Annotated in this window: 18 protein-coding genes; 5 read left to right on the forward strand and 13 right to left on the reverse strand. The window is 61.7% G+C overall.

Translation table 11 applies throughout. From position 1 onward, the window contains the following. Together HP499_RS03495 and HP499_RS03500 are read left to right on the forward strand one after the other, a co-directional pair. Window positions 1-612, forward strand: a 612-nt coding sequence (locus tag HP499_RS03495; protein WP_375154234.1) for a flavodoxin, incomplete at its 5' end; no start/stop codon positions are given. A gap of 65 nt (window positions 613-677) precedes the next feature. Next, window positions 678-1,004, forward strand: a complete 327-nt coding sequence (locus HP499_RS03500; RefSeq protein ID WP_172322553.1) for a carboxymuconolactone decarboxylase family protein — start codon at window positions 678-680, stop codon at window positions 1,002-1,004. Between the two features lie 81 nt (window positions 1,005-1,085). Here HP499_RS03500 and HP499_RS03505 read toward each other — a convergent pair whose 3' ends face one another. Then, entirely contained in the window at window positions 1,086-1,814 is a 729-nt protein-coding gene (locus HP499_RS03505) for a GAF and ANTAR domain-containing protein (RefSeq protein WP_172322554.1), read from the reverse strand. A gap of 435 nt (window positions 1,815-2,249) precedes the next feature. Here HP499_RS03505 and HP499_RS03510 point away from each other — a divergent pair, with 435 nt between their 5' ends. After that, window positions 2,250-3,281: a DUF4192 domain-containing protein gene (locus HP499_RS03510; RefSeq protein WP_172322555.1), complete on the forward strand. Its 1,032-nt coding sequence runs from the start codon at window positions 2,250-2,252 to the stop codon at window positions 3,279-3,281. 104 nt (window positions 3,282-3,385) lie between these two features. On the opposite strand, the gene HP499_RS03515 is transcribed toward HP499_RS03510, so the two are convergent. Genes HP499_RS03515 through HP499_RS03535 form a run of 5 tightly spaced genes read right to left on the reverse strand, consistent with a single transcriptional unit; the run spans window position 3,386 to window position 8,693 of the window. After that, on the reverse strand, window positions 3,386-4,342 hold the full coding sequence (locus tag HP499_RS03515; RefSeq protein WP_172322556.1) for a carbohydrate kinase: 957 nt from the start codon (window positions 4,340-4,342) through the stop codon (window positions 3,386-3,388). Further along, window positions 4,339-5,400, reverse strand: a complete 1,062-nt coding sequence (locus HP499_RS03520; RefSeq protein ID WP_172322557.1) for an NAD(P)-dependent alcohol dehydrogenase — start codon at window positions 5,398-5,400, stop codon at window positions 4,339-4,341. Before HP499_RS03520 ends, HP499_RS03515 begins: the two co-directional genes overlap by 4 nt. Before the next feature lie 40 nt (window positions 5,401-5,440). Then, on the reverse strand, window positions 5,441-6,355 hold the full coding sequence (locus HP499_RS03525; protein WP_172322558.1) for a carbohydrate ABC transporter permease: 915 nt from the start codon (window positions 6,353-6,355) through the stop codon (window positions 5,441-5,443). After that, window positions 6,352-7,320 (reverse strand): carbohydrate ABC transporter permease, encoded by a 969-nt coding sequence (locus HP499_RS03530; protein WP_172322559.1) that lies wholly within the window; start codon window positions 7,318-7,320, stop codon window positions 6,352-6,354. The genes HP499_RS03525 and HP499_RS03530 overlap by 4 nt, the downstream gene beginning before the upstream one ends. Before the next feature lie 20 nt (window positions 7,321-7,340). Continuing rightward, window positions 7,341-8,693 carry a sugar ABC transporter substrate-binding protein gene (locus HP499_RS03535; RefSeq protein ID WP_172322560.1) on the reverse strand — a complete coding sequence of 451 codons (1,353 nt, stop codon included), beginning with the start codon at window positions 8,691-8,693 and terminating at the stop codon, window positions 7,341-7,343. Between the two features lie 205 nt (window positions 8,694-8,898). Here HP499_RS03535 and HP499_RS03540 point away from each other — a divergent pair, with 205 nt between their 5' ends. Then, the gene (locus HP499_RS03540; protein ID WP_172322561.1) at window positions 8,899-9,834 is read left to right on the forward strand and encodes an AraC family transcriptional regulator; all 936 of its coding nucleotides are present in this window, start codon (window positions 8,899-8,901) and stop codon (window positions 9,832-9,834) included. 149 nt (window positions 9,835-9,983) lie between these two features. Here HP499_RS03540 and HP499_RS03545 read toward each other — a convergent pair whose 3' ends face one another. Then, window positions 9,984-13,106, reverse strand: coding sequence for a family 43 glycosylhydrolase (locus HP499_RS03545; protein ID WP_172322562.1), 3,123 nt, complete (start codon window positions 13,104-13,106; stop codon window positions 9,984-9,986). Between the two features lie 126 nt (window positions 13,107-13,232). Beyond that, on the reverse strand, window positions 13,233-15,257 hold the full coding sequence (locus HP499_RS03550; protein WP_172322563.1) for a beta-galactosidase: 2,025 nt from the start codon (window positions 15,255-15,257) through the stop codon (window positions 13,233-13,235). Between the two features lie 248 nt (window positions 15,258-15,505). Here HP499_RS03550 and HP499_RS03555 point away from each other — a divergent pair, with 248 nt between their 5' ends. Beyond that, a complete protein-coding gene (locus HP499_RS03555) occupies window positions 15,506-16,546 on the forward strand; it encodes a LacI family DNA-binding transcriptional regulator (protein WP_216659705.1) in 1,041 nt (346 codons plus the stop codon). A gap of 89 nt (window positions 16,547-16,635) precedes the next feature. Here the strand turns inward: HP499_RS03555 and dgoD are convergent, their stop codons facing one another. The 5 genes from dgoD to HP499_RS03580 all read right to left on the reverse strand — a co-directional run bounded on the left by dgoD (window position 16,636) and on the right by HP499_RS03580 (window position 26,255). Then, window positions 16,636-17,784: a galactonate dehydratase gene (gene dgoD / locus HP499_RS03560; RefSeq protein ID WP_172322564.1), complete on the reverse strand. Its 1,149-nt coding sequence runs from the start codon at window positions 17,782-17,784 to the stop codon at window positions 16,636-16,638. An 18-nt stretch (window positions 17,785-17,802) separates the two neighbouring features. After that, complete coding sequence (locus tag HP499_RS03565; RefSeq protein WP_172322565.1) at window positions 17,803-18,444, reverse strand: 2-dehydro-3-deoxy-6-phosphogalactonate aldolase; 642 nt, start codon at window positions 18,442-18,444, stop codon at window positions 17,803-17,805. Further along, on the reverse strand, window positions 18,441-19,487 hold the full coding sequence (locus tag HP499_RS03570) for a 2-dehydro-3-deoxygalactonokinase (RefSeq protein WP_172322566.1): 1,047 nt from the start codon (window positions 19,485-19,487) through the stop codon (window positions 18,441-18,443). Before HP499_RS03570 ends, HP499_RS03565 begins: the two co-directional genes overlap by 4 nt. Further along, the gene (locus tag HP499_RS03575; protein WP_172322567.1) at window positions 19,484-22,390 is read right to left on the reverse strand and encodes a glycoside hydrolase family 2 TIM barrel-domain containing protein; all 2,907 of its coding nucleotides are present in this window, start codon (window positions 22,388-22,390) and stop codon (window positions 19,484-19,486) included. Before HP499_RS03575 ends, HP499_RS03570 begins: the two co-directional genes overlap by 4 nt. Window positions 22,391-22,535: 145 nt before the next feature. Beyond that, window positions 22,536-26,255, reverse strand: a complete 3,720-nt coding sequence (locus tag HP499_RS03580) for a glycosyl hydrolase 115 family protein (RefSeq protein ID WP_172322568.1) — start codon at window positions 26,253-26,255, stop codon at window positions 22,536-22,538. Window positions 26,256-26,312: the final 57 nt, after the last annotated feature.

The raw sequence follows: 26,312 nt of genomic DNA on the forward strand, positions 1-26,312 counted from the left end.
GCCTGCACACCCCAAGGACCACCCACCGTGCCCTCAACAGACACCAGGCCCCCACCAAACAGCACAGGACCAGGCCAGGGAGGCCAACGGGTATTGCTCGCCTACTTCTCACGGGCAGGTGAAAACTACTACTACGGAGACCGAACCAACCTGGAGATCGGCAACACCGAGGTACTCGCGGGCATGATCAGGGCACTGATCCCGTGCCAGGTACACCGCATCGAAGCCGCTGAACCCTACCCGGACAGCTATGACGCCACCGTCGCCCGAAACGTCCGCGAACAGGACGAGGACGCACGTCCGGCGATCAGCAACCCACTGCCTTCCATACAGCAGTACGACACGGTGATCCTGGCCAGCGGGATCTGGAACGTCAGAGCGCCAATGATCATGACCACCTTCACGGAAAGCTACGAATTCGCCGGCAAGACCGTGTACCCGGTTACCACCCATGCCATGAGCGGGCTTGGCAACACCGCCCGCGACTACGGGCAATCCTGCCCAGGGGCAACCATTGGCGAAGGCCTTGCGGTCAAAGGCGAAGAGGTCCGGGACGCTTGCGCTGCGGTCGAGTCATGGCTGCAGCGCTCGGGACTTCTCCCAGCCCGGTAGCGCCTCGACAGCATCATCCTGTACCCGCATACCTGCAGCTACACATATTGAAAGGATCAGATCACATGAGCGATTCACACCAGACCAGGGCACAGCAACTCATCGGCGACTTCGCCCCGAAACTCGTTGATCTCACAGACGGCGTTCTCTTTGGCGACATTTGGAAACGCGACGAACTCTCACCCCGGGACCGCAGCCTCATCACGGTCGCCAGCCTCATCACCAGCGGCAGCACCGATCAGCTGCGAGGTCACCTCGCCCTTGCACGAACCAATGGACTCACCGAAATCGAGCTCAAAGAGGCGATCATCCACCTGGCCTTCTACGCCGGATGGCCCAAAGCCATGTCAGCCATCACCGTGGCGAAGGAAGTCTTCGCCAAAGATGAATAGCCGCCAGTACCAGCGTCTCCTCCGACTGACTCGGCACCTGGTCCCCAACAGCGCCACCTTCACGTGAGGTTCGAAGTCCATTTATCGTTCGAAGGGTGGCAGTCGGGTCTGTCCTGTACCCGCGACGACTTCGGCGGCGATGACATGAACCTTCAGGTTCCGGAGGTTGGAGGAGTTCCTGAGCATTTCGAAGGCCTCAGACTGACTGCATCCCTTTTTGCCGATGATGATGCCACAGGCCAAGCTGATGACGGCCCTGCCCTCCATGGCTGATCGAAGATCTTGGGCGAGTTGTTCGGCATCATCGATCCGGGCTGCAGCGCGCAAGACTCCAGCTGCCCTACGGGCACAGCGTTCTGCTTCAGAGATCACATCACTACTGAACAGCCCTGAGTGTGGTGCGAAGTGGGTCATCACTGCGTTCGCGCCCTCTCCGAGCTCGAGTGGCAATGCCACAGCACTCTGACACCCCAACTGCTGCAGGCTCTCGCGGTACTGCGGCCACCGGGTATCAGAGGAGACATCGCACAGGACCGCCGGACGTCTTGTCCGAAGCGCTTCAGCCCGCGGGCAGTCCTCGACCTGCGTCGCTTTCTCCAGCACCAAGGCATCGGCACTGCTACCGACGATCGAAGTCTTCCGCCTGCTTCTCCTGACAAAAAGTGCAGATTCGATACGGGAGCCGGCACATCGGCCCACCACGCTGGTCGAGATATCTACGACGCCTTGCAATATCTCCCCGAAGCCCTGATACCCGGCTAAAAGCTCATGAAGGCTCTCAACGTCACTGGCATCCTGTTGCTCCGTCATGGCCCTAATCTAATCCAGCATCTCAAATGCGATAAGTCCGGCATCACCAAAACTTTTTTGTTTAAGCGCCATACGCAGACCGCTCCGGAACAAGTTCGAGCAGGCAGACGCTAAGGGAACGTGGACCCACGGCGCAGCTCCCGGTCAGGTCGTCCGCGGGAAATTAGTCGACGGCGGCGTACCGCAGAGCCGATGGCTGAGTCATGCTGCGACTCAACGACTTGTCCATGAAAAGGCAGAAGCAACACCTCCGTTTGTAATTCTGATCTCCCCATCATCGCTGGATCAGACCTCACGCAACTAGCGCACCCACGGCGCCGACGTCGACGGCGTCACTCCCCACAGTGATGACGTCCGACCCCCAGGCGCACCAGACAGGCAACGTGACCAACGGCCAAGCGAAACAGCAAGAGATAAGGGCAAAGGAACAGGACAATGAATGCGCTCACTATCAAAGACCCGGCGGACCTGCTCAGCTTCATCGGGCACACGCTAGGATTCTGGCCCAACGAAAGCCTGGTCTGCATCACCTTGGACATGGGCAAGGTCGGCGCCACTCTCCGCATTGACCTCCCCCGTCAACCCGGAACGGAACTCCCCTACGCCCGGACGGTCAGTAGCTACCTCACGAGTGACACCAGCGCGACGAGTATCGTCTTCGCCCTCTACACGTCCGCCCACTGCGGACCCGGCCAGCCCAAGCCGCACGCAGCTACCATCGCCGCCCTCACCGGCGTCCTTGCCGAGAACGGCATCACCATCCGCGACGGGATCTTCGTCGGTGACGACGCCTACTCTCCCTACGACAGCGAACCCGGCCACGACATCAGCCTGCCCCTCAGCACCACTGAATACAGCCGAGTCAACGCCGAATTCATCTACCGCGGCAGCACCATCGAACCCACCAACCGAATCGTCCTCCCTGCGCCAGCCCAGGAAGCAGACCACGCCACCGCCATCGAAGACTGCATGAACAGTATTCGAGCCCATTCACTCCATCAAGCTGCCGAGAATGCCAGCCAACTCTGGACGGGCATGCTCGACGGCAAAGACTTCCCCACAGACGAGGACTGCGCCACCCTCATCGCAAACTTCCAATTCCCCCACATCCGCGACCGGCTCATGGCCGACATACCCGGCATCAACGAACCACCACAGCACATCCTCTTCGCCCAAACCCAGACCGCGCCGAAGTGGTCACGCATCGAATGGGCCCAACAACTCCTCATCCACACCTACACCAGAACCAGCCCACAACACGCAGCACCAATCCTCACCACCATCGGCTACATCAACTGGTGGGAAGGACGAGGATCCAAAGCACACCAATACATGCAACTCGCCCTCGACACCGACCCCGGCTACCGCTTCGCACGACTCACCGACCAAATGCTCGGAGCCGGAATCATCGCAGGCTGGAACATCAACAAGAACACCGCCTACAGAACCCGCCTCGACATGCCCTGAATCGGAACTGCAAAGCCTTCAGGTTGTCAGAGCAACCCTGTACTTGGACTTTGATCCTTTCAATCCCAGGAATGGATAGCGCGGAATATGCCAGGCGGCCGGCATCACGCAGTCTCACTGCAAGGAAACAGTGACCCAAGTTCGACTGCGGTTGGCAGGTTCGCCCCTGCCCTGGAGCAGGTAATGGCAGCTGCACGGTTGGCATACGCGGCCACTCCGGACAGCTCGTCCTTGGATAACGAGTTCAGCTTCTCCCTGCCTACTGCGCCGAGGGTTCCGAGCTGGGCAAGTGCTGACATCAGTCCTGCCATAAACGAGTCCCCCGCCCCCACGGTATCCACCACCACAACGCTCACGGCGGGCATCTCCACCCGGACCTGCCTTGTGAGGATCACTGGACCAGCCGCTCCCCTCGTCAGCGCGACCACCGCAGGACCGAGATCCAGCCAAGCCTCCAGAGCCTCCAGTGGTGTCCTGTCCGGGTAGAGCCAGAGGAGGTCTTCGTCGCTGGCTTTCACGATGTCGCTGGCAGCCACAAACTGTTCAATGCGCGGCCTGACCAGCTCGACATCCGGGCTGATGGCGGGCCTGCAGTTGGGATCGAAACTGACGGTTGCCCACTCCCGCGCTGCCCCGACAAGCGACAACGTGTGCTCGTCACCAGGTGCGAGGACGGAGGCGATTGATCCGGTGTGAACGTGGCCGGCGGACCGCACCGCCTCGGCCGCCGTCGTCCAAGCATCGTCGAGGTCCCAGCTGATGTCGAAGGTGTACGTCGCGGCACCGTCAGCACCCAGGGTTGCGATCGCCGTCGACGTCGGTGCGGAGCCGCCTTTAATGACGTCGACATTGTTGCTGCGGAGGTGCTTCTCCAGCGATGCGCCGTGCGTGTCATCGGCGTAGTGCGCTACCAAAGTGGTTCGCAGGCCGAGACGTGAAGCACCTACGGCGACGTTCAGCGGGCTTCCGCCGGGATGCGTTTGGGTCTGCGGCGAGCGTGGATCGTTGATGATGTCAACGAGTGCCTCGCCGATGACTGATACGGATAGCTCGGTGTTCATCGGCCCGGGTACACCACGGCTTTGAGCTGGCCGGGCTGTTTGCCGGCTTTGAGCGCTGCCTCGGACTCGGCCAGGCCGAACTTGCCTGTGACCAGGATGTCCAGGTCCACCTTGCCGTCCGCGAGGAGTTGGATGGCCAGCGGCCATGTGTTGGTGTAGCGGAACACGCCGGAGAGCCAGATCTCGCGGTTCTGGATAAAAGAAACGGGCAGTTCGACGTCGTCCGCGCCGAGTCCCACCAGGATCACGCGGCCCGCGGGCCCGACGGCCTTGATGCCGGAACGGACCGCCTGTGCTGCGCCGGAAGCGTCAATGAAGGCGTCGACGTCAAGGCCTTCCACGGCGTCCGTCTTCGCGTTCAGTGCGTGGGTGGCACCGTGTTCCAGGGCGAAGGCGAGGCGGTCCTCGGCGATGTCCGTGATGTAAATTTCGCTTGCGCCAAAAGCCCGGGCGGCCTGCGCGGCGATGATGCCGATCGGCCCGGCGCCGGCGATCAGGACCCGGCTGCCGGGTTTGATTTCTGCGCGTTCGCAGGCCCAGAGACCTACGGAGAGCGGCTCGATCAGTGCGGCGGCTTCGTCGCTGACGTTGTCGGGGATGTCGTACGCGAAGTCGCTTTGGATGGTGACGTACTCGGAGAACGCCCCGTCCACGGGAGGCGTCGCGTAGAACTCCATCTCCGGGCAGAGGTTGTAGCGTCCGGCCTTGCACTGCTTGCAGGTCCGGCACGGGCGTTGGGGCTCGACGGCGACTCTCGCACCGATCCGGGCAGGGTCCACGGAGCTTCCGACGGCGGCAATCCGCCCCGCGAGTTCGTGGCCGAGGATCAGCGGGTGGTCCACCACGTAATCGCCGATCCGGCCGTGCTCGTAGTAGTGGACGTCGCTTCCGCAGACTCCGACGGCTGATACCTGCACCAGCACCTGGTCAGGCTCGAGGTGCGGGATGGGCAGCGTTTCCATGGTCATCTCGCCCTGGCGCTGCAGGATGGCCGCTCGCATGGTGGCCGGCAGCTCGGGCTGGTTGAGCAAAGGGGTGTGGGTGGTTGAGGTTGTCATGATGGGAATCCTTTGGAGTTGGTTACTTGACCGCGCCGAATTACTTGACCGCGCCGAGCGAGAGGCCCTGGACGAGCTTGTCCTGCGCCGCGAATCCTGCGAACAGGACAGGGAGCGAAATGACGACGGCGGCCGCGCAGACCTTCGCGAGGAAGAGGCCTTGGCTGGAGACAAAGCCGGTCAGGAACACGGGAGCCGTACCGGCCACAACGCCGGTGAGTACTCTGGCCAGCAGCAGTTCGTTCCAGCTGAAGATGAAGCAGATCAGGGCTGTGGCTGCGATGCCCGGCATTGCCACGGGGGCGATCACTTTGCGAAGTGTGAGGATCAGGTTGGCACCGTCGATCTGTGCGGCTTCCAGCATTTCGACGGGGACTTCGGCAAGGAAGGACCGCATCATCCACACTGCGATCGGCAGGTTCATGGAGGTGTACATGAGGATCAGGAACCAGATGTTGTCCAGTGCACCCACGGTCTTCGCGAAAAGGTACAGCGGCAGGATGGCTGCGACCACCGGCATCATCTTGGTTGAGAGGAAGAAGAACATCACGTCCGTCCACTTCTTCACCGGCCGGATGGACAGGGCATAAGCGGCGGGAATGGCCAGGACGAGCACCAGAACCGTGGACAGGATGGAGGCCGTGGCGGAGTTGATCAGCGAAGGCCACGGGCTGACGCCGGAGGTCTCCCCGAAGAACTCCTTGTAGGCATCCAGAGTGAGATTGGCGGCCACAGACGGCGGGTTGGTGGCGGCGTCGGTTTCGGAGTGGAACGAGGTCAGGATCATCCAGAGGACGGGTGTAGCAAAGAGCAGCGCCAGCAGCCACGCTGCGAGGCCGGCGGCCGTGTTGTTGCGGGTGGGATCCATGCGGGACTTGCCACGACGGCGGGTTCCCGACGGCGTGCTGGACTTTTCAGACGTGGTACGGGCTGCGGCAGGACTGAGGGTGCTCATCGTGCTGCCTCCTTCTTGAAGAGCGAGAAAACGGTGCGGAGGGCGAACGTCGCCACGAGGATGGTGCCAATGACCACCACAACGCCGGCCGCGGAGGCCAGCCCGTACTCATTGGCGTAGTAGAACGTCTGGTAAATCGCGTACGGAAGGTTCGCGGTACCCAAGCCACCCGACGTAAGGGTGAAGACGGCGTCGAAATTCTGGACGATATAGATCGCACCCAAGAGGCCCCCAAGTTCCAGGTACTGCCGCAGGTGCGGGAGTGTCAGGTGCCGGAAGATGGCCCACGGTGTGGCACCGTCCATCTGGGCTGCCTCTACGGTGTCCATGGGCCGGGACTGCAGGCCGGCCAGCAGGATGAGCATCATGAATGGAGTCCATTGCCACACCAGCGAGATGATCACTGCCATCAGCGGTGCTTGCGACAGCAGGTCCAGCTGCGGAGGAGTATCGCTGCCGAACAGGGACCATGCCCACGTCAGGATGCCGTTGATCAGGCCGTAGGTGGGGTTGAGCAGTGCGTGCTTCCAGATCAGGGCAGCGGCCACGGGCACTACCAGGAACGGTGCAATCAGCAGCGTCCTTGCCAGTCCGCGTCCGATGAACTTCTTGTCCAGCAGCAGGGCCAGGCCCAGGCCGATGACCAGACTCGCCAGGACCACGGCCACCGTGAGGAGGATGGTGGTGAAGATTGCCTGGCGGAGATCGGGATCTGTTAGGACCGTGACGTAGTTCTCGAAACCGGCGAAACCCGTGGTGCCGGGGCTCAGGCTGTTCCAGTTCAGGAACGAGATGATCAGGGTCACCACGAACGGGAGCTGGGTGACGACGATGAGGAAAATCAGGGCTGGAAGCAGTGGCGCGCGCCGTGCCCAGGCCAGGGCGCGTTCCCGCGATGCTCTGTTTCGTGAAGGTTTGGCTGTGGCATGTCCCGGGCGGGAGATGCGCGCCGTTGCGGTAGTCATGATGGTCTCCTGCTGTTCGGTTATTGCTTGTTCTTGTATTTGTCGCCGACTTTTTGCGCGGCTTCCTGGCCCTTGGTCAAGGCCTGAGCCACGCTCCCCTGTCCGGCAATGGCAGAGCTGACGCCTTGGGAGACGTTGGTGCCGAGAGCGGCGAACTCGGGGATGCCGACAAACTGGATGCCGACGGCGGGGCGTTCCTGAAGGCCGGGGTTCTTAGGGTCTGCATTCTCGATGGCAAAGCGTTCGGCTTCGAAGAACGGGGCGGCGTCCTGGAAGTCGGCGTTCTCGTACGTGGAGATGCGCTTACCTGAGGGCACCTTGGCCCAACCGAGCTTGGAGGCGACCAGTTCTTCGTATTCCTTGGAGCTGGCCCAAGCGATGAACTTCTCAGCGGAGTCCTTCTTCTTCGATGCCGCCTGCAAAGCCCAGGACCAGGTCCACAACCAGCCGGAGGATGCGGTTTGCTTCACCGGGGCCTGGGCGTATCCGATCTTGCCCTTCACCGGGGAAGCTTCGGCCTCCAGTGCGCCAGCGGCCGAGGTTGCGTCGTACCACATGGCCACTTTGCTTTGGGTGAGGTTGTTCAGGCATTCGGTAAAGCCCGCCTGGGCTGCACCGGCCGGGCCATGTTCCCGCACCAGCTTGGTGTAGAACTCCGTTGCTTCGGTGAACTCGGGCGAGTTGACCTTGGCGTTCCAGTCTTTGTCGAACCAAGTACCGCCGAAAGTGTTGACCACGGTTGTCAACGGTGCGAAGACCTGCCCCCATCCAGGCTGGCCGCGGAGGCAGATGCCCTTCATCCCGGGTTCCGCGCCGTCAACCTTTGCGGCGAGCTCGGCCACTTCGTCCCAGGTGGGCTTCTCCGGCATGGTCAGGCCCTTGGCATCGAAAACGTCCTTGCGATACATCAGGAAGGACGATTCGCCATAAAACGGCTCACCGTAGAGCTTGCCATCGGTACCAGTAAGGGATGCGGTGTAGGCGGGCAGAATGTCGCCCTGCTGGAACTCCGGATCCTTGGCCACGTTATCCAGTGGGGCCAACCAGCCGTTGGCGGAGTAGAACGGTATCTCGTAGTTGGACAGCGAAGCGACGTCGTACTGGCCGGCTTGGCTGGAGAACTCCTGGCTGATCTTCGCCCGGACGTCGTTCTCCGGCAGCACGGTGTAGTTCACCCGGATGCCGGTCTCCTTGGTGAAGTTATCCGCAGTGAGCCTCTGCAGGTCTTCCATCTGCGGGTTGTTGACCATCAGGACGCTGATGCTGTTCTGGTCACCAGCTCCGGTTCCGCCCGCTCCGGCACAGGCTGCGGCGGTGAGCGCGATGCACAGAGCGCCGGCTGCAAGGGCTGCCGCACGTGTTTTTGAGCGCATTGAGGACTCCTTCGTTCTTCATGGGGGTGCGCAGTCTCCGCACTCCTACTACTGCGTGGAAGTACAAGACCTGGGCGGGGCATTCGACCGGGATATCCGGGGCGCCTCGCTGTGTACCTCAAGACTAGGCGTGTGCGGTGGGACACAACTAGCGTCGCTGATGACGCATACTGATACTAATTTTCCCTGCTCCTCTGGAGGTCCCATGAGTTCCACCTACACCGACGAGGGTGCTGCGGCGCGCTTGGCCCAGCGGTTGATAGGGATGCGCGCCAACCGCGAAGTGATCCCCGAAGATCCGAATCATTCGGTCCGCTGGCACCAGCATGACTACCCCAGCCCGGTGGCCCGGTGGAACTATCACCCTGAATACGAGATCCACCTCATCCGTAAAGGTTCGGGAAAATTCATTGTGGGTGACTACATTGGCACCTTCGAGGCCGGCCACGTTTCTCTGGTTGGGTCAGGACTCCCCCATGACTGGGTCAGTGATCTCGAACCAGGGGAACTGCTTCAAGATCGCGATGCCGTGATCCAGTTTGACGGAAAATGGGTGGAACAGACCGCGGAACTGGTGCCCGAACTGGCAGAAGTGAAACCGTTGTTGGAACAGTCCGCACGGGGCATTGAATTCTTGGGGCAAACAGCACAAGTCGCAGCGGCCTCCATTGAAGCCATGGGCACCTCCACGGGTTTGGAACGGCTGCATCACCTGCTGGCCTTGTTCGCCGTCCTCTCCCGGACACCGGAACACGAACGCAAATACCTCGCCGACGAATGGTTCCGGCCGCAATTGGACGGCCAGGCAGAAGCAGTGGTGGACATCGTCCTGGAGTACGTCTTCAGCAATCACACCGGAAGCGTCTCCATGTCAGAAGCAGCCGCCATGGTGGGCATGGCCGAACCCACGTTCTCCAAATACTTCAAACGCTCCACGGGACAAAACTTCACTGACCTTGTCCGGAAATTGCGGCTGGCGCATGCACGTCGCCTGCTGGAACGAAGCGACAAGCCTGTCTCGGACATTTGCTACGAGGTGGGCTTCAGTAACTTATCCAACTTCAACCGGCATTTCCTGGCCGATGCCGGCGTGAGCCCGAGCCAGTTCCGCAAGCGTCTCCTTGGTCAGCGGCGTTCCTGAACTGCCCATCAGATCAGGGACGGAACGCTTCGCACTGCAGGCGGTGACGCAGTTGTGGCTTCGGGGGTTGGACTGCCCAGCGACGAGGCGAAAAACGTCAGAAGGAAGGCCCCGGGCTGGCAGCTCGAGGCCTTCCTTCTAATTACGGATTAGGTCGCGGGTTTCCAAGGTCCGGACGTATTTCCTGGGGCTTGGTTCCGGGTCCACCATTTTGCGACGTAGCGATGTCCTTCGTACGTGACTACGTCGCCGGCAACAAAGATCCGTGAGGGGGTCCAGACTGCGGTCCCATTTTCCTGGCGAATCTCCTGCCACGGACCGTATGGGTCGCCCGGGGCCTGTCCCTTGGTCCACCAAGATGCCAGCCAGACCGCGCCGTTGTGAAGGACTTTCTTGTCCGCAACGTAGGTCGACTGTGCGTTCCAAGTCTCCAGCACCGACACCGCCACCGTCGCTGCCACCGTGGCTCCGCCGACGGTCACCTGATCAGCATTTGCGGCGACAGTAAGGGTCAGCTCGGCTGCCTGAGCTGACGCGAATCCAGTGACCGTGTATTGGTCAGGGGTAAGCACAGTGGATGATCCGTCCGCCCTGGTGGCCGTCACCTTCAGGGACGCAGTGTGGAATGCCTCCCCGATCCCGTAGGCGGTCTTGGTGGTTGAGAGGTCGATGGAAGTCACCGCCGATGCGAGTCCCGCTTGGGCGGAGGTCAGGGCTGCAGCGGCCGCGTCTATCTCGGCCTGGGTGGACGTCCCTGCTTCCAGTACGGCGACGGCGGTGTCCCGTGCCGCCGAGAACGGCTGCCAGGATCCGGTGGTGAAGTGAGAAACGACCGCATCCTTACTGGCCTCGTAGGCCGCCTGCAGCCCATTATGGTCAACTTCTTGGCGCGTGAGCGAGAGTGAGTCAACCTGAACCGACTGATTTCCGCCGGAACTGCGGGCCTCGATGGAGACGTTCGGGGCACCACCGGACAGCTTCAGGTCCTTGAGATCGACCGTCTTCCATCCATCGGTGGCCTGATTGATATCGAGTGAGTAGGACTCGCCCTCTGCTCCTCGGACAACGATCCGGGCATAGTCCAGGCCCGCTGCCGTGTTGACCTTTGCAGTGAGGTTGTAGACACCGGTCGGTGCCGAATTCTGCTGGGACACGGACCCGGAAAATTTGTCGGCGTTGCCCAGTTTCAGGGCGAAGCGCGAAGAGTCTGCTCCGGGGCTGGAGTTACTGACGAACGGATTAGCGGAGAAGCCACCGTCAACGGTGGTCTTCCACCCGGTCACGGTCGTCACCGGCACCCGGTCGGCGGCGAAGTCCGGGTTGAGCACGTAATTGTTGCCCGCTCCGACCCGCCACTCCCCTGTTACTGCGTTGAACTCCCAGTTGCTCAGCGAATTGAAGGTCGGCTTTCCGTCGGACATCGACAGAGGCACCCATTGGTTATAGCCCAAGCCGTTCCATGCGAAATCGCTCCAACGATCGCCGGCGTAAAGGACGGTGTCCTGTTTTGTGCCGTGAACCGTGACGAAGAAGCCCGTCTGAGAGACCAGGCTGTAATCCTTTTCAGAGCCCGGGAGCGTGTATTCGGGAGTGTAAGTTCCCTGGATGGCGCTTGTCTGTGACTCGATGACGTGGTTAGCGGAGGCGTTCCAGCCGTGAAGATCACTGGTGAGCATGTAGTACTTGCCGTTGAGCTTGAACATCGCGTTACCCTCGCGGCCGGCTTCTACGTAGCCGACACGCACGGCAGGTTCGATAGTGAGGGAATCGGAATCCGAAAGTTTGCTGATGAAGGCGTTGGCCCGGCCGCTGCTGTTGGAAAAGATCAGGTAGTCAGTTCCGTCATCATCGGTGAAGACAGTCTGGTCACCGGTGGAGCGGGTAGGAGAGTTGACGATTTGCGGCTGAATGTTTGCGTAGTCGAAGTCGTCCGTGGGCGAATCACCTTGGAGCATCAACACCATACCGCGCTGCTGCGACGTCGGGTCGAAGTTCTGCCCGCTTTGGACGTACAAGGTGTACCGGCCGGTGTTCTCGTTGTAGGCAACGCCCAAGCGGCCTACCCAGATCGCATCAGCCATGGTCTTCATTTGAGCGAAGTAGTGCCCCTTCGACTCCGGGACATTAATGGGAGTATCGCGCGTCGCTACGTCATTTTCGAACTTCCAATTGACCAGGTCCTTTGAGGAGTAGACAGGAATTGATGCGAACGTAGAGGTTGCGTAAGCCTTGGAGGGGCTGCTGCTGTAGGCCTCGGCCTCTTGGTAATGCACCCCGTACCAGTAATAGGTGTCACCGAAGCGGAAGATGCCGCCGCCTTGGGAGTAGATCGGGTTACCGTCGGTGTCCGTCCAGAACGAGTTGTTTGTAATCGTTTGGAAGCTGCCCTGGGAAAGCGTGATGAGGTTTCCGGCGGCGTTCTGGAGGGCAGTCTTCGCCTCCACCACAGCGGCGCGGGTTGCGTTTGACGTCTCAACGACGGTTCCGGCATTGGCGAGGGCCGATGCGAACCCGGACCATGACTCGCTCGTGAACTCGGAAGGCACACGGGTGGTGTAGTCGGCGATCAGGTCCCGCAGGCCCTTGATTTCCACGAGTGCTGCTGTGGCGTTTCTCAAAGCCTGGATTGCGGCGTCGCGTTCGGCGCGTGTTCCCCCGTCGCCGAGGTTCGCGGCGACGGTGAGTGCATTCTGGAATTCTGGCCAGGAGGCTTGCGTGTAGTCACTCTGAATGCGGGCTGCGCCTTCACGATACAAAGCCGGGAGGTCATCGAGGATCTCGGAGTCATTGACCTCCGAGGTGATGATGGCTGCGCTGTGGTCGATGTAGCCGCCTTCGACCTGGACGCGGAGAGTATGTGGGGCTTCGGTGAGCCCTGACTTGGTGAAAAGAACCCGGGCCGTCGTGTTCTTCGCTGCCCGGTAATTGACGATCCCGACTTCGGCGTCATCAACGAATACGCGGCCTGTGCCGTGACCGACGTCGGTCAGCCCGGTGAGCTGGATCGTGTTGCCGGTGAAGACAATCTCGAATGACGCGCCGGTGGTTGCGTAATGGCTCCGGGAGGTAGCTCCCCAGGTGCCTGAGTAGAAGGTTCGTTCCGGTGTACCTCGAACGGTCGTTGTGCTGCTGTGTGGGACGGTTACAGTGACCGGGGCGGCGTCGGCGGCCGGAGCTGCCGCGACGCCCTGGACGAGCAGCGCAGCTGCTACGAAGAAGGCGGCCGCCAGCGTAGAGAGCCTCCTTCCTCTGATACTCAACGTTGTTGACATCAATGACAGACCTACTTCCTTGTAGTGGTTCTTTGGGGCGCTGAATGTTAGAACAGTGATGTCCCTCTGCGGGTAGAACAGCGTGCAACCCGCCTGGGCACGGTGTGGCGGCCTGCTTGAGGTGCCCTAGGCCGGTTCGGTCCTGATCATGCGCCAGTCGAAGGCGCCCAGCTTTACTTGGCTTACCTCCTCGCCGGTCAGTATGTCCGTTCCCCGCACACTGACGGTTTGTTTCTCGGTGCCGTGGTTGATCAGTGTGAGCACATCGGCACGTCGGGCGGTTTCGATCCACGGCGATAGGCCGTGGACTTCGGGAAGCACCCCTGCCTCCCGAAGCGCCCAGGCCATGGCGGCTACCATTCCGGTGTCATCGGGGATGGTTGCCAGGTAGGTGGCAACACCTGTGCCGTGGGAGTTCCGTGTGAGGGCAGGATGACCTGCGAGGCGCCCATCGGTGAAGGACCCGATCACTTCCGCACCGTGCGGGCGTAGCTCTTCAGCGAAGTACTCCCCACGCACCTCTCCGAATGGTCCTTGAACTGTGCTGTGTGCTTGACCGGGCCCGTGTCCCCCGACAGCGGAGCTGGTGGCACCGGCCGATGAGAAGTCGCCGGCATCCGAGGGTGGGACGAGAGCTCCGAATTCATCGATGCTGATACCGAGCAGGTCCCTGAGCCCCACCAGGTAACCGCCGTCGCGGAACGCATCATCCTCGTCGACGACGTCGGTGAACGCGGAAACGAATAAATGCCCGCCGTCAGTTGTGTAGGTGCTGAGATTCTCGGCCCCCTCATTGGTGAGCAGGTACAGCTGCGGGGCGACTACGAGCTTGTAGCCGGTCAGGTCACTGGTGGGTTTCACAATGTCAATGGATACGTGCTGGCTGTGTAGCGCTGCGTACCAGCGCTGGATCAGGCGTGAGTAGTCCAGGGGCACCGGGTAGTCGGTGTGCGAGAGCGCCCACCAGCTCTCCCAGTCAAAGACCAGCGCGACGCGGGCGCCGCTGTCCGGTGCCAGTGTTGGGATCTCGGCGAGGGTGGACCCGAGGTGGGTAACTTCGCGCCAGATCCGCGTTCCGGTCCCGCTTTGGGGAAGCATCGCGGAATGGAACTTTTCGCTGCCACGCCGTGACTGACGCCATTGAAAGAACATCACTGCATCGGCGCCGTGGCCGACGGCTTGCGCGGACAGTGCCGCCATCTGGCCGGGGGCTTTGGGGGCGTTGGTCGGCCGCCAATTGAGGGCTCCGGTGGACTGTTCCATCAGCAGCCACGGAGTCCCTGGCTTCAGGGACCGCATCAGGTCCCTGGCGAAGGCTGCGGTGCGGAAGGACTCGGGATCGTTAGGGTCCGGATAGCAGTCGTCGGCGATCACATCTACTTCCTGAGCCCATTTCCAGTAGTCCAGCGGGGGGAAGGCGCCCATGAAGTTGGTGGTGATGGGCTGCGTTGCCCCCGCTGCACGGATGGTGTCGCGCTCCATGACGTACAGCTCCAGGAGGGCATCGGAGGTGAAGCGCTTGTAGTCGAGGGCTCCCCCGGGGTTGGTGCTGTAGGGCGCCTTGCGTGGGGGAAGGATCTGGTCGAAGGAGGTATAGATCTGGGACCAGAACGCCGTCCCCCACGCAGCGTTCAACCCCTCGATCGTCCCGTATTTGCGGCGTAGCCAGTGCTGGAAGGCGTCTCGGGCGTTGTCGGAGTAGTCGTAGTTCAGGTGGCAGCCATATTCGTTGTTCACGTGCCACATGACGACGGCGGGATGGGTGGCGTAACGCGCAGCCAGGGCGGCGACAAGATCTGCGGCGAGACGGCGATAGGCAGGCGACGTCGGGGCGTAGTGCTGCCGGCTTCCGGGCCCGTACACGGCCCCGTTCTGATCCGCCGGGAGCATTTCGGGATATTTTTGGGTTGCCCACGGAGGTGGTGATGCCGTCGCAGTGGCCAGGTTCACCTGGATCCCGCCGTCGTGGAGGAGACCGAGAATGCGGTCGAGCCAGCCCCACTCAAATTCACCTTCTGCCGGCTGGATCTTTGCCCAGGAGAAGATGGCGAGGCTGACAAGGTTGACGCCTGCTTCTTGCATTCGGCGAACGTCGTCGGGCCAGGTCTCCTCGGGCCATTGCTCAGGGTTATAGTCAGCACCGTAATACATCGGAGAGTCTCCTTGAGGACGTCGTGGGAGGGGAGAAAGTCGGGCAGGCCGGAGCCGATTGTTGCCTGATTTTGGTCAGATCCAGGTCACGGGTGAAGGCAGTAGGAGAATTCGGCTCGAACGTCGCTGATCGGCGGAAATCGTCTATCTTATCGATAACTTCGCGGCGGTATGGTCTACAGTAGATATCGATAAGGCTTTGGTCAACCCCTAATTTGTTCGTTTTTGTTCATAAATTTTGGGGTCCCTTGGAACGCGAGGAGGCGGTCATCAAAGAGATGCAGCAGCGACGTCCGACGATTTACGACATCGCCAAAACCGCTGGCGTGTCGCATATGACCGTTTCGCGCTACCTGCGGTTCAACGGGGAGCGTACCCGCGAGGACCCGCGTGAGCGCATCAGAGCTGCTATCGATGAGTTGGATTACCGGCCCAATCTCGCTGCCAGGGCAATGAGGACGACCCGCACCGGGCGTTTGGCGATCCTCTTCCCGTCCGGGTCTGCTGCGAGTTCGGTGCACATGCTGACGGGGGCCACTGAGGCCGCCCGCGAGGCGGGTTATCAGGTGGACGCCATTACTCTTGCGGGTTCTTCCTCGGAACGTTCAGAACGCATGCTTGAGCTTGCTGAAGCGGGGCTCTTTGAAGGTCTTCTGGCGTTGACTCCGTTGGATTCCGAGCGTCAGGCGCAGATCGCTTCGAGGGTGCCGGTTGTGGTGGGCGCTGAATACGACGACGAGATGCGCGGCATCGGTGACCTTGCGGACGCCTCGCCGGTCGCCGAAATTATCGAATTTTTAGCCGCTCAGGGGCATCGGACGTTCCTGCACATTGCTGGGGACCGCTCCTACACGACCGTTCGAAGCCGTGAACAGACGTTCCGTGAAACCATCGAACGGCTGGGCTTGGAGTCGGCAGGTACGGTGGCTGGCAGTTGGCTCGGTGAGGCCGGGCAAAAGGCCGTTCTTGATCTTCCGGATGACTCCCGCGTGACGGCCATCATCGCATCCAATGACCACCTGGCGGCGGCTGCGATTCATGGCGCTTTACAGCGGGGCTGGCGCGTTCCGCAGGACGTGAGCGTCGCCGGCTGGGACAACAACCCGCTTGGTGAGTGGCTTCCTCCGACGTTGACCACTGTGAAGGTTGACTATATGGAACTTGGGCGCAGGTCCATGGCCAGGCTCCTTGCCGTGATGAGAGAGGAAGAGGAGCCAACGTATTCCGAGTCGGTCGCCGCAGTCGTCTGGCGCGACAGCACCGGCCCGGCCAACCCGTCCAGAAAATAGCAGTTCGTTGCCTTGGCTGTTCTGCTGAATGGACGGCCCCGCCCGGCCTGACTCCCCGGCTGCGGCTGAGGCAGCCGGGGAAGTTCGTTTCACCATTCGGCGAAGGAACCATCGGCATGCCGCCAGACGGGGTTGCGCCAGCGGTGACCCTCCGCAGCCCGTTCAATCACGTATTCCTCGTTGACCTCGATTCCCAGCCCTGGCTTGTCCGGAATACGGACCATCCCGGCTTCGTAGCTGAAGACAGAGGGATCACGGACGTAGTCGAGAAGATCATTGGTGGTGTTGTAGTGGATGCCGAGGCTTTGTTCCTGAATGAAGGCGTTGTAGCAGAAAGCATCCAGTTGCAGGCAGGTCGCCAGTGCGATCGGCCCCAGCGGGCAGTGCAGGGCCAGAGCGACATCGTAGGCCTCTGCCATGTGGGCGATCTTACGGGTTTCAGTGATGCCGCCGGAGTGTGAGGGGTCAGGTTGGATGATGTCCACGGCCCCGCTCGCGATGATGTCTTTGAAGTCCCACCGGGAGTAGAGCCTTTCCCCGAGCGCTATCGGCGTGGGGGTGTTCCGCATGACATCGAGCAGGGAGCCGGTGTGCTCTGAGAGTACGGGTTCTTCAATGAACATCAGATTGTAGGGTTCGAGTTCCTTGATCAGGACTTTCGCCATGGGTTTGTGCACGCGACCATGGAAGTCCACTCCTATGCCCACATTCGGACCAACAGCGTCCCTGACGGCCTGGACGTTGTCCAGGCAGCGCTGAACTTTATCCCAGGTGTCGACGTACTGAAGTTCTTCGGTGCCATTCATTTTCACGGCCGTGAAGCCGCGCTCCACCGCCGAAGTGGCTGCGGCGGCCGTCTCGCCGGGCCGGTCTCCTCCGATCCACGAGTAGACGCGGATGCTGTCGCGCACTTTCCCGCCGAGCAGTTCGTGGACCGGAACTCCCAGAGCCTTGCCTTTGATGTCCCACAGGGCCTGGTCGATGCCCGCGATCGCACTCATGGTAATTGGCCCGCCGCGGTAGAAACCGCCGCGGTACATCACGGTCCAGAGGTCTTCGATGTTGCGGGGGTCTTTGCCGATGAGGTAATCGGAGAGTTCGTCGATGGCGCCGGCGACTGTTTCGGCCCGGCCCTCGAGCACGGGCTCACCCCATCCGGTGATTCCTTCGTCAGTTTCGATCTTCAGGAAGAGCCAGCGCGGAGGCACGGAATAGGTTGTCAGTGAGGTGATTTTCATCGGTTCTCCTAGGCATGTTCATGGAAAGTTGGACGCACACGGGACCTGGTCCTTCGCTGCCGCCCAAGCGGCGATAAGCTGTGCCGCGCGTGTGCCTACCTCTCCGGCGCTTCGGCCGGGCCTGTAGAGTGTCGATCCGATTCCGGCGCCCCCTGCGCCTGCGTGGGCCCAGACGGGGAGGTTTTCCGTATCGATTCCTCCGACAGGGAGCATCTCTATGTCGCCCGGGAGGACAGCGCGCCAGGCCTTCATACCGCTGACGCCGATGGTTTCAGCGGGGAAAAGTTTCAGGCTGGTGGCTCCGGCCTCAATTGCCGCGAGGGCTTCGGTGGGTGTTGCAGCCCCCGGGTAGCTGAGCATCCCGGCTGCCAACGTGGCCTTGATGACTTCCTGATTGGTGTTCGGTGAGACCACCAGGTTCGAACCTGCGGCCCGGGCGAGCTCGACGTCCGAGGTTCGAAGGACGGTACCGGCGCCGATTATGCAGTCTTCGGGCAGGTTTTCCCGTAGCCGCCGGATGGATTCGTACGGATGCGGGGAGTTGACCGGGACTTCGAGTGCGCGGAACCCGGCAGCGTACAGTGCCTGGCCAATGGCCTCGGATTCGGGTGGCGTAAGTCCACGGAGGATGGCGATCAAGCCGGTAGGTGTACGGCTCATGGTGTTTCCCTTTCGGTGAGTCCGGCCAGCAGGGCGATTCGCCATAGTCCCGCGGCCGCCGGGGTTCCGGCCGCCACGGTGGCCTTTGTCCCGGTTCGCAGCAAAGCGTGGGCATAACGCCGGGCCAAGGCGTCGTTGGCGCAGATCGTGACCGTTGGAGGCACCTCGCTGACTGCAGCGTCGGCAAGCCATTGCTGGGTAAAACCGGCCACCGCAGTACCGATCAAGAGCCCGGATATGTAGTCGGGGACACCAGCTGGTTCCAGCGCCCCCGTCATGGGAAGGGTTCGGGCGGAGAACAGTGTGGAGAGGATGTGTGTGTCTCCCGCGGGTGACCTGTTGCCGCTGCCGAAGACAACATCAAGTCCTTGCTCGAAGGCTTTCAGATCCGGCGCTGCAGGGTTTTGGGCTGTTCGGCCAAGAATGCTGTGCTGCAGGAGCAGTGCATGGATTTCACCGGTCATGGACGTTGCAAAATCTGTGACTGTACTGCCCTTGAGCTGCGCCCATTTGGTGTGGGTTCCAGGAAGGATGACCACATGCGTGCTCTCATCAGGTGGTTCGGGCACTACACCCAGAATTTGGGTTTCTTCTCCGCGCATGACGTTGGGCAGTGGGGTGCCGTGTTTTCCGGGCGTCCCATAGCTCAGCAGGCCAGGGACGATGTGCAATGTGCCCAGGGTGGTGGAAACTTCGGTGAGCGGAAGCAGCGAGGAGTTCACAAGGTCGGCGGGCGTTTCTTTGTATGCGGCCACCGACCATCCTTGATCGCTGCCCACCATGCCGCAGGCCACCATGGGCAGTCCTGGACTGGTCCTCAGCCAATCACCGACCAGTGCCTTGAGCTGGTCATCGAAGGCTGCTGCCCTGTCCGTTGCCGCTGACATGGCCAGGACGCCAAGGCCGCCGGTGGTGGAGGCGAGTATCTGACCCGTGCCATCGATGAGGTATGCCCGGCAAGAACTGGTCCCCCAGTCAAGGCCGATAAGTCGGGCAGGAGAGCTTTCGTCTGAAGGGGTTGCTGGATAGTGGGTATCCGTCATGGGGAGACTGGTGTGAACAGGAGTCGCATCTGTGTTTTTTGGGCCCATAGTTGGTGCTCGGGGCGGACGCCGGGGCCGCAGGATCCTGAGCCGATGCCGTTCTGGGCGTGGTCGAGGTTCAGCCAAACCTTGTCCCCCTCGGTAAGGTCCACGGTATGTTGCGCGGCTTCGAGTTGCTCGCTGGTCCATTTGCGGGCGGTGAAGGCGAACTGGGTATCGCCGGTGACGTGCAGTCCATGACCGTTTGAGTCGGTGATGGTGAGCGTTCGGGTGCCCAGCCTGTTTCCATTCTCTTGGGGGAAGACGTACGGGGTTTGGAGATCTTTGACAGTTGAGCTGAACTGTCCGACCCGCGCGGCCTGCCGGCTGTCTTCGTACGTTTCGTTGGGGCCGAGCCCGTACCAGGAGACTTGGTCCAGGGACGCCGGAAGGGCCATCCGCAGGCCGAGCCGCGGCAGCGGGCACGTCCAGTGGCCTTCGGGTGAGATGGTCAGGGTTAGTTCAAGGCCCTCGGCGTGGTGCCGCCAATTATAGGTGGTGAGCAGGCCTAGTTCTGTTCCTGCTGGTGCCACACGGGTTTGGACGATGAGCTCGTTGTCGGTGGTTTGTACAAGGTCTGTCCGGTGTTGGACCCGGTCAAGACACAGAGCTTTCCAGGTTGGCAGGAGCGGGTCCCAGGAGAACGCCCGGTCGTTATCGATCGGTGCCCGCCAGATGTCCAGTTTGGGTCCGCTGACCGTCAGAGGCCCGAGTGTGGTGAGTTGTCCCGTTCGCGCATCGAAGGTGCTGGCTCCCAGGTGGATGCGGTCCGCGCGGGTGATGGGCAGGTGCGCTGGCGTGGCGGAGGGGTTGGATGCAGGCGGTGCCGTGTGGATCTGGCGCTGGCTCCAGGCAATTTCGTGTCCGGCGGGTGCCCATGATGTTTCCTGGTCCAGGACGGCGTGAATTGTTAGCCACGTTTCTGCTGTGGTGGGTGGCATTTCGGGCAGTGGAACGGTGAGCGTGTCTCCTGCGGGCAGGTTGAGAGGCTTCAATGTTCCGGAGGCGATGGTTCTGCCTTCCTCCTGTAGCTCCCAGGGGAAGGAAAGGTGGCTGGTATCGCGGTGCTCAAACAGGTTGTGGACCGTGACGTGCTCCGCGCCGATGACCAGGCGGATCGGTTCGATGACCTTCTTGAACTCGTCCAGGCCCGGTGACGGGGATCGGTCCGGGAACAGCAGACCGTCGGCGACGAAATTTCCGTCATGGAGTTCTTCGCCGAAGTCGCCTCCATAGGCGTAGTAGCTGCTGCCGTCGTTTGTCGTTGCGGTGAGGCCGTGACTTATCCATTCCCAGATGAATCCGCCCTGGCAGCGGGGATATTTCTCGAAGAGTTCTTGGTATTCAGTGAGCCCTCCGGGGCCGTTGCCCATGGCGTGGCCGTATTCGCACAGGATGAACGGCATGGCCCGCCGTCGGGCATCGAGCGCTGCGTCGGGCAGTGGTGCTTCCTCGCCTCGTCCGATGGCGTCGACTTCGTCGTGGGTGGCGTACATGCGGCTGTAGAGGTCCACGTATTGGCAGCTCCAGTCACGCTCGTAGTGCAGCACGCGTCCGGGATCCCGTTGGCGGGCCCAGTCAGCCATGGCGCCGAGGTTCTGGCCGGGTCCGCATTCGTTGCCCAGAGACCAGATGATGACGCTGGGACGGTTTTTGTCCCGTTCCACCATGCGGGCCATCCGGTCCACGAGCCCGTCGCGCCATCGGGGGTCATCGGTGGGGTTGACGGAGATGGGCGCCCATTTGACGGGAAAGAATCCGTGCGTTTCGAAGTCGCATTCGTCCATGACCCATAGCCCGTATTCGTCGCACAGTTCCAGGAAGCGGGGATGGGGTGGGTAGTGGCTGGTTCGTACGGCGTTGATGTTGTTCTGTTTCATGAGGACGATGTCTCGGCGCATCAGCTCTTCGTCAACGGTCCGGCCCGTGTCCGGGTCGAATTCGTGCCTGTTGACGCCTTTGAGGAGCAACCGTTTGCCGTTGACGGTGAGGATGCCGTTGGTGATTTTTACCGTGCGGAATCCGATCCTGACCGGTACGGATTCGGACGGTGTGGATAGTGTGCCCTCGTAGAGGCGGGGTTGCTCTGCGGACCACGGTTCGACGGCGGGGACGGTGATGCTCTCTCCGGCGGGTGCGTCTATTCCCAGTTCGGGTACCCGGATCCGGGCGGCAGCCTCCGTGTCGATGCGGAGGGAGCCGCTGGAGGTTTCGTGGTCGAACTCCGCTGTAACTGTGAAGTCGTCGATGCCGCCGGCTGGTCTTGTCAGGAGCGTTACATCCCGGAAGATCCCGGAAAGCCACCACATGTCCTGGTCTTCAAGGTAGGTCCCGGAGGACCACTGGTGGACCCGTACTGCCAAGACGTTGGGCCTGTCCCTGTTGATGACGCCGGACACGTCGAATTCTGCGGGGAGCCGGCTACCGGCGATGACGCCGAGTTCCACTCCGTTCAGCCAAACCTTGGCGCAGGAATCAACCCCCTCAAACCTCAGGACGATTCCATCGGTAGCGTCCCATCCGGCAGGAACGGCGAAGGAGCGGCGGTAATCTCCTGTGGGATTCTCATTCGGCACGTGGGGCGGATCAACCGGAAAGGGATATCTGGTGTTGGTGTAGATCGGGTGTCCGAAACCGTTGAGCTGCCAATGGGCAGGGACAGCCAGGGTGTCCCATCCCGAATCGTCAAGGTCCGCTTCGGCCAGATCCTCGGGCAGGTCCGCCCTGGAGGAGTACCGGAACCGCCAGGCGCCATTGAGCGAAAGCCTCGGGGCATCTGAGAGGAACCATGCTCGGGGGCTACGGACTCCGGTGGTGGGGTGGAACTGCTCGTAGTAGGGCGGCGCTGTGGCCAGTTCAGTCATGGTTGGAGTTCTTTCAAGGTGTCGTTCATGGCCATCAGCAGTTGACGCGCCAAGGCGTGGACGCCCGGTGCCGGCTTGTGGGGTGGCGTGTCCGGGCTGGTGCTGCAGTTTGACCTTCAGCACCAGTCCGTGATGGCAGGTAGCCCTATTTCCCTGGGTGGGTTGGGGGCGGGGCGAGGATTGAGCGCAGGCTGGGAGCCCAGGCTGCGTCAATGGGGGGCAGGTCGTCGCCGAGTGTCAGGAAGGCACGGTCAACCCGCAAGCCCCCCTTGCGGGCGATGATGGAGAACGTGTGTTCCCCCGAGGTGAGGTCAACATCCGACAGGTGCACCCATACCCAGCGTTGCCTGAGTCCGTAGGCGCAGAGCCCGCCCTGAGAAAATTGCTCGGTGATGGGTTGCGGGAGACCGTCGACTGCGATCACGCATGAGTCATCCTGGTTGTCATCGAACTTCACCAGGAGCCATGCCCTGTAGGTGCCGGGGGATCCGATGTCGAGGGCGTAGTGCATGGCCGGGGCTTGAAGCGGGTCTTCCCAGCGCAGGCCGCGGGGCCGGACGTGCATGGCGAGGCCGGTACCGCCGCCGGTCTCGGCCTGCGTGTGTGTCCACAGGGCGGTCTCATCCTCACCACCGTGCGTACGCCACGCATCTGCCGTTTCCGCGAGGGCGTACTCCGCCTCAAAGGCGACAACACCGCCTGCCTCGACGATGACACCGGAACCCAGTGCGGCGACCATGTCCTTCGTTCCGTTAACGCACCGGGTCTCCTCGAGGGGGCCGGTCAGGGGCTGCGCTACCGACATCGGTCGGCGGAACGTTGTCGGTCCGTCCCAGAACCGGTGGTCCGCGTAGATCTGGTCCGGTAACGGGACGGTGTGCGGGTCGATTCCATAGAATTCCAAGGCGTCACGTTCGACCGCCTGCGGGTTGATTGCGAGCGGGTTGGGATCTGCAAAGGAGGTGTAGGGCCGTCCGGTGTGTCGGCTGAAGGCAGGACCGAGGTTGGTTGCGACCGGCGTTGCCGCCGTATAGAGAACCAGCTTCGAGACCACAACATGCTTGTCCAGTGCGTGCAGGCGCAGCTTGTGGGGTCCAGCGGCGAGCCACGGCAGCTGGAGGTGGAGTCGTTCGACATTGTCCTGGATGGCCATGGACCATACCCCGCGGTGTTCATCCGTGGTGGGGCTCTCGAGAACCACTGCAGGCTCGTCATCGACGCTGACCCCGACACGGAGGCGGCCCGTTGAGTTCAGTGTGGGCAGACGATGCAGCTCCAGCTGATGCGCTCCGGCCGTTTCAAGCAGTACGCCGAATTCGAGGACTGCTTCGCCGGACCTGGACTGTTCCGCTCCTGACGCCTCGGTTTGGATCGCGTCATTTCCGTAGCGGCCAAGGTGCGGGACGACTCTCCACTGGAAGTCCGGTCCGGAGACCATCCTGTCCGGACGGGCAGGGTCGATGCTCACATAGCCATCGGCTTCGAGAACCCCTTGGAAATCCGCGGGTACCGGTAGTGCGGCCATGACCCGGACGGTGACGTCGACTGATTGCCCGGTGTGGTGGGAGGTGATGTTGATCGTCCCGGTGCGGCCGGCGTGGAGTGCGGGGTCGCTGACGCGGACGGCGATGCGGGCTTCGGTAGTGATGGTGGCCGGGTGCGGGTCGATATCGATCCACGGGTCAGCCGTGAGCTCGACGTCAATGCTGCCTGCGCCCTGGTTGAACACCTCGATCCATTTGGCATCAGTTCCCGAGGGCCAAAAGACGATCTCCGGGGGCAGGACCGCCTTAGGGTCCGCGGCGCCCCAGACAGTGACGCCAAGGCCGGCTTCACCTACGGACAGAGCCGGCGTGGCTGCCGGGTGTATCGGCATGACAGGGGGCGGGAACTCGTGTGGGGTAAACATTCCGTCCCATTTACCGCCCGACATCTGCCGGTTGTAGTACTGAATCATCGCTCTGGTGTTGCGGGCGAAGGAACGGGAAATTTCCAGGTAGTCGTCCGCAGTCGTGGGCTTTCCCTGACGAAGGGAAGCGGTGCTTCTGTCGGCGTAGTAGAACTCAGCGTTGGTCAGGTAGCAAAGGTGGATCTTGATGGCAAAAAGCTGGAAGAAGGCGTCGCGCTCAGTTTCGGGGAGGGCGGCGAGGATGGTGTTGGTTTCCTCATACAGGCCAAGAATTTGAGCCAGACGGCGCCCCGCTTCATCGCCGTAACCTGCTTGCGGGAAGACGTCTGCGGTGAGGTGTTCGATTTTGCGCTGGTTGTTGAGTTGGTAGTAGTCCGCATAGATGGCTGCCGCCCGGACGCCGTGACCGCCACTGAATTTTCCGTCGATCCAGTGTTCCGTGAACGCGTGAATGTCAGCAGTGCTGTCCTCTTTACCGGCTTCCCAGGCGCTGCGCAGGAAGAACTCCATTTCCTGTTCAAGCGGTTTGAGCCCGCCGATGTTGTTGACCCACAGTTGGCGGATTCCTTCCGACCAGGCTTTGCGGAGTTCAGACTTCATCAGGGCCAGGGGTGTTGATGAGGTTGCGAGGTAGCTGGTGGTGTAGTTGGACCAGTAGGAGGAGTGGTAATAGAGACCGTGACCCCCGGCCCGTTGGCGCTCGGTCTTGTTGGGGAATCTGCGGATGTGGCCGAAGCTGTCGTTTGCCCAGACAACGGTGACGTCGTCAGGGACTCTCAGCCCGGCATCAAAGAGCGGCAGGACTTCCTTGTACGGGATGAACAGTTGGGGTGCGGCGTCCGGGGCGACGGACAGCCCTTCCGAGAGCAAGGAGCGTTGATCCCGCATCACAGTTTCCAGTAGCTCTACCCGGGCTTGAAGCTTCTCGTCCTCGGTCAGGGTGGTGTCTTCGTCAATGGCTCTGGTTTCGAAGCCTGAGTCGTGGACTCCCCGCATGCCCACTGTCCAGGTGACTTCGTAGTCGCGGTTTTGCGCGACGCTGCCCCGCCAGTATTCCTCGAGGAGGTCCCGGTTCCGGCCGTCCAGGGAGTAGTCGTATTCGACGGATTCGCCCCGTTGTTCCACCCACGGCGTGAATTCGTGCTCGTTGCTGCGCAGGAGCATGTCGCAGTGGCTGGTGCCGATGACGACGCCCATCTCGTGGGCGAGCCTGCCGTTTTCGGGATCGTGGTTGAAGGCTCCCACGTGCATTGCAGGCCAGAGATAGTTGCCTTTGAGCCTGAGGATCAGTTCGTAGACCTTGACGTAGGTTGCCGGGCCGATCGTGTCGTCTTGTGTGTTCGCCCGGGCCCAGTGGCAGAGTTCTTCTTCGTCGTTGAGAAAGATTCCCCGGTAGCGCACGGAGGGCCAGTCGACGAGGTGGGTGCCCTGGCGGACAGTGACGTGGTCCCTCGTTCGAACCGGAACGTCACCCCACCAGGACCACGGTGATACTCCAAGGGTTTCGGCGAGGTCGTAGATGGCGTAGATGGTGCCTCGCCGATCGGCTCCGACCAGATAGAGAACATCCTCGACCAGGGTGATGAGAAAGCCTTCCCATCGCAAAGATCCGTCGTGGTCCTGAAGTGCGGACACGTCCAGCTGCCCGGACCTGATGGCGGCATCGATGACAGGAGATTGTCCGATGGTTCCGATGATGATCCCGGCTTGGTCATTGTTCCGGTGCGTGACGGTCAGGGGTGCGCAGACTGCGGCCAGGTCGCGTGCCAGGTCATCGGCTGCGCGCCGGACTGCTGGGTCCTCAGTGTCGGCGACATGGAGGTCCACGGTGCCGCCTGCAACGGCAATGGTGATCCCGTCGTTAGGTTCACTTGCGAGGTATGAGCGTTCCTTCGCGGGCGATGACGGGACAGGAACTGCTGCGGTGGATGGGACGGTGGTGGGCGAAGTCAGCATTGCTCGCTCTCTACTGTGTAGCGGCCGCCGGCCTGTACGTTGAAGGAAATGGTGGTG

This window comes from Paenarthrobacter sp. CM16 (assembly GCF_013179505.1).
In the GTDB taxonomy this organism is placed as follows: Bacteria; Actinomycetota; Actinomycetes; order Actinomycetales; family Micrococcaceae; genus Arthrobacter.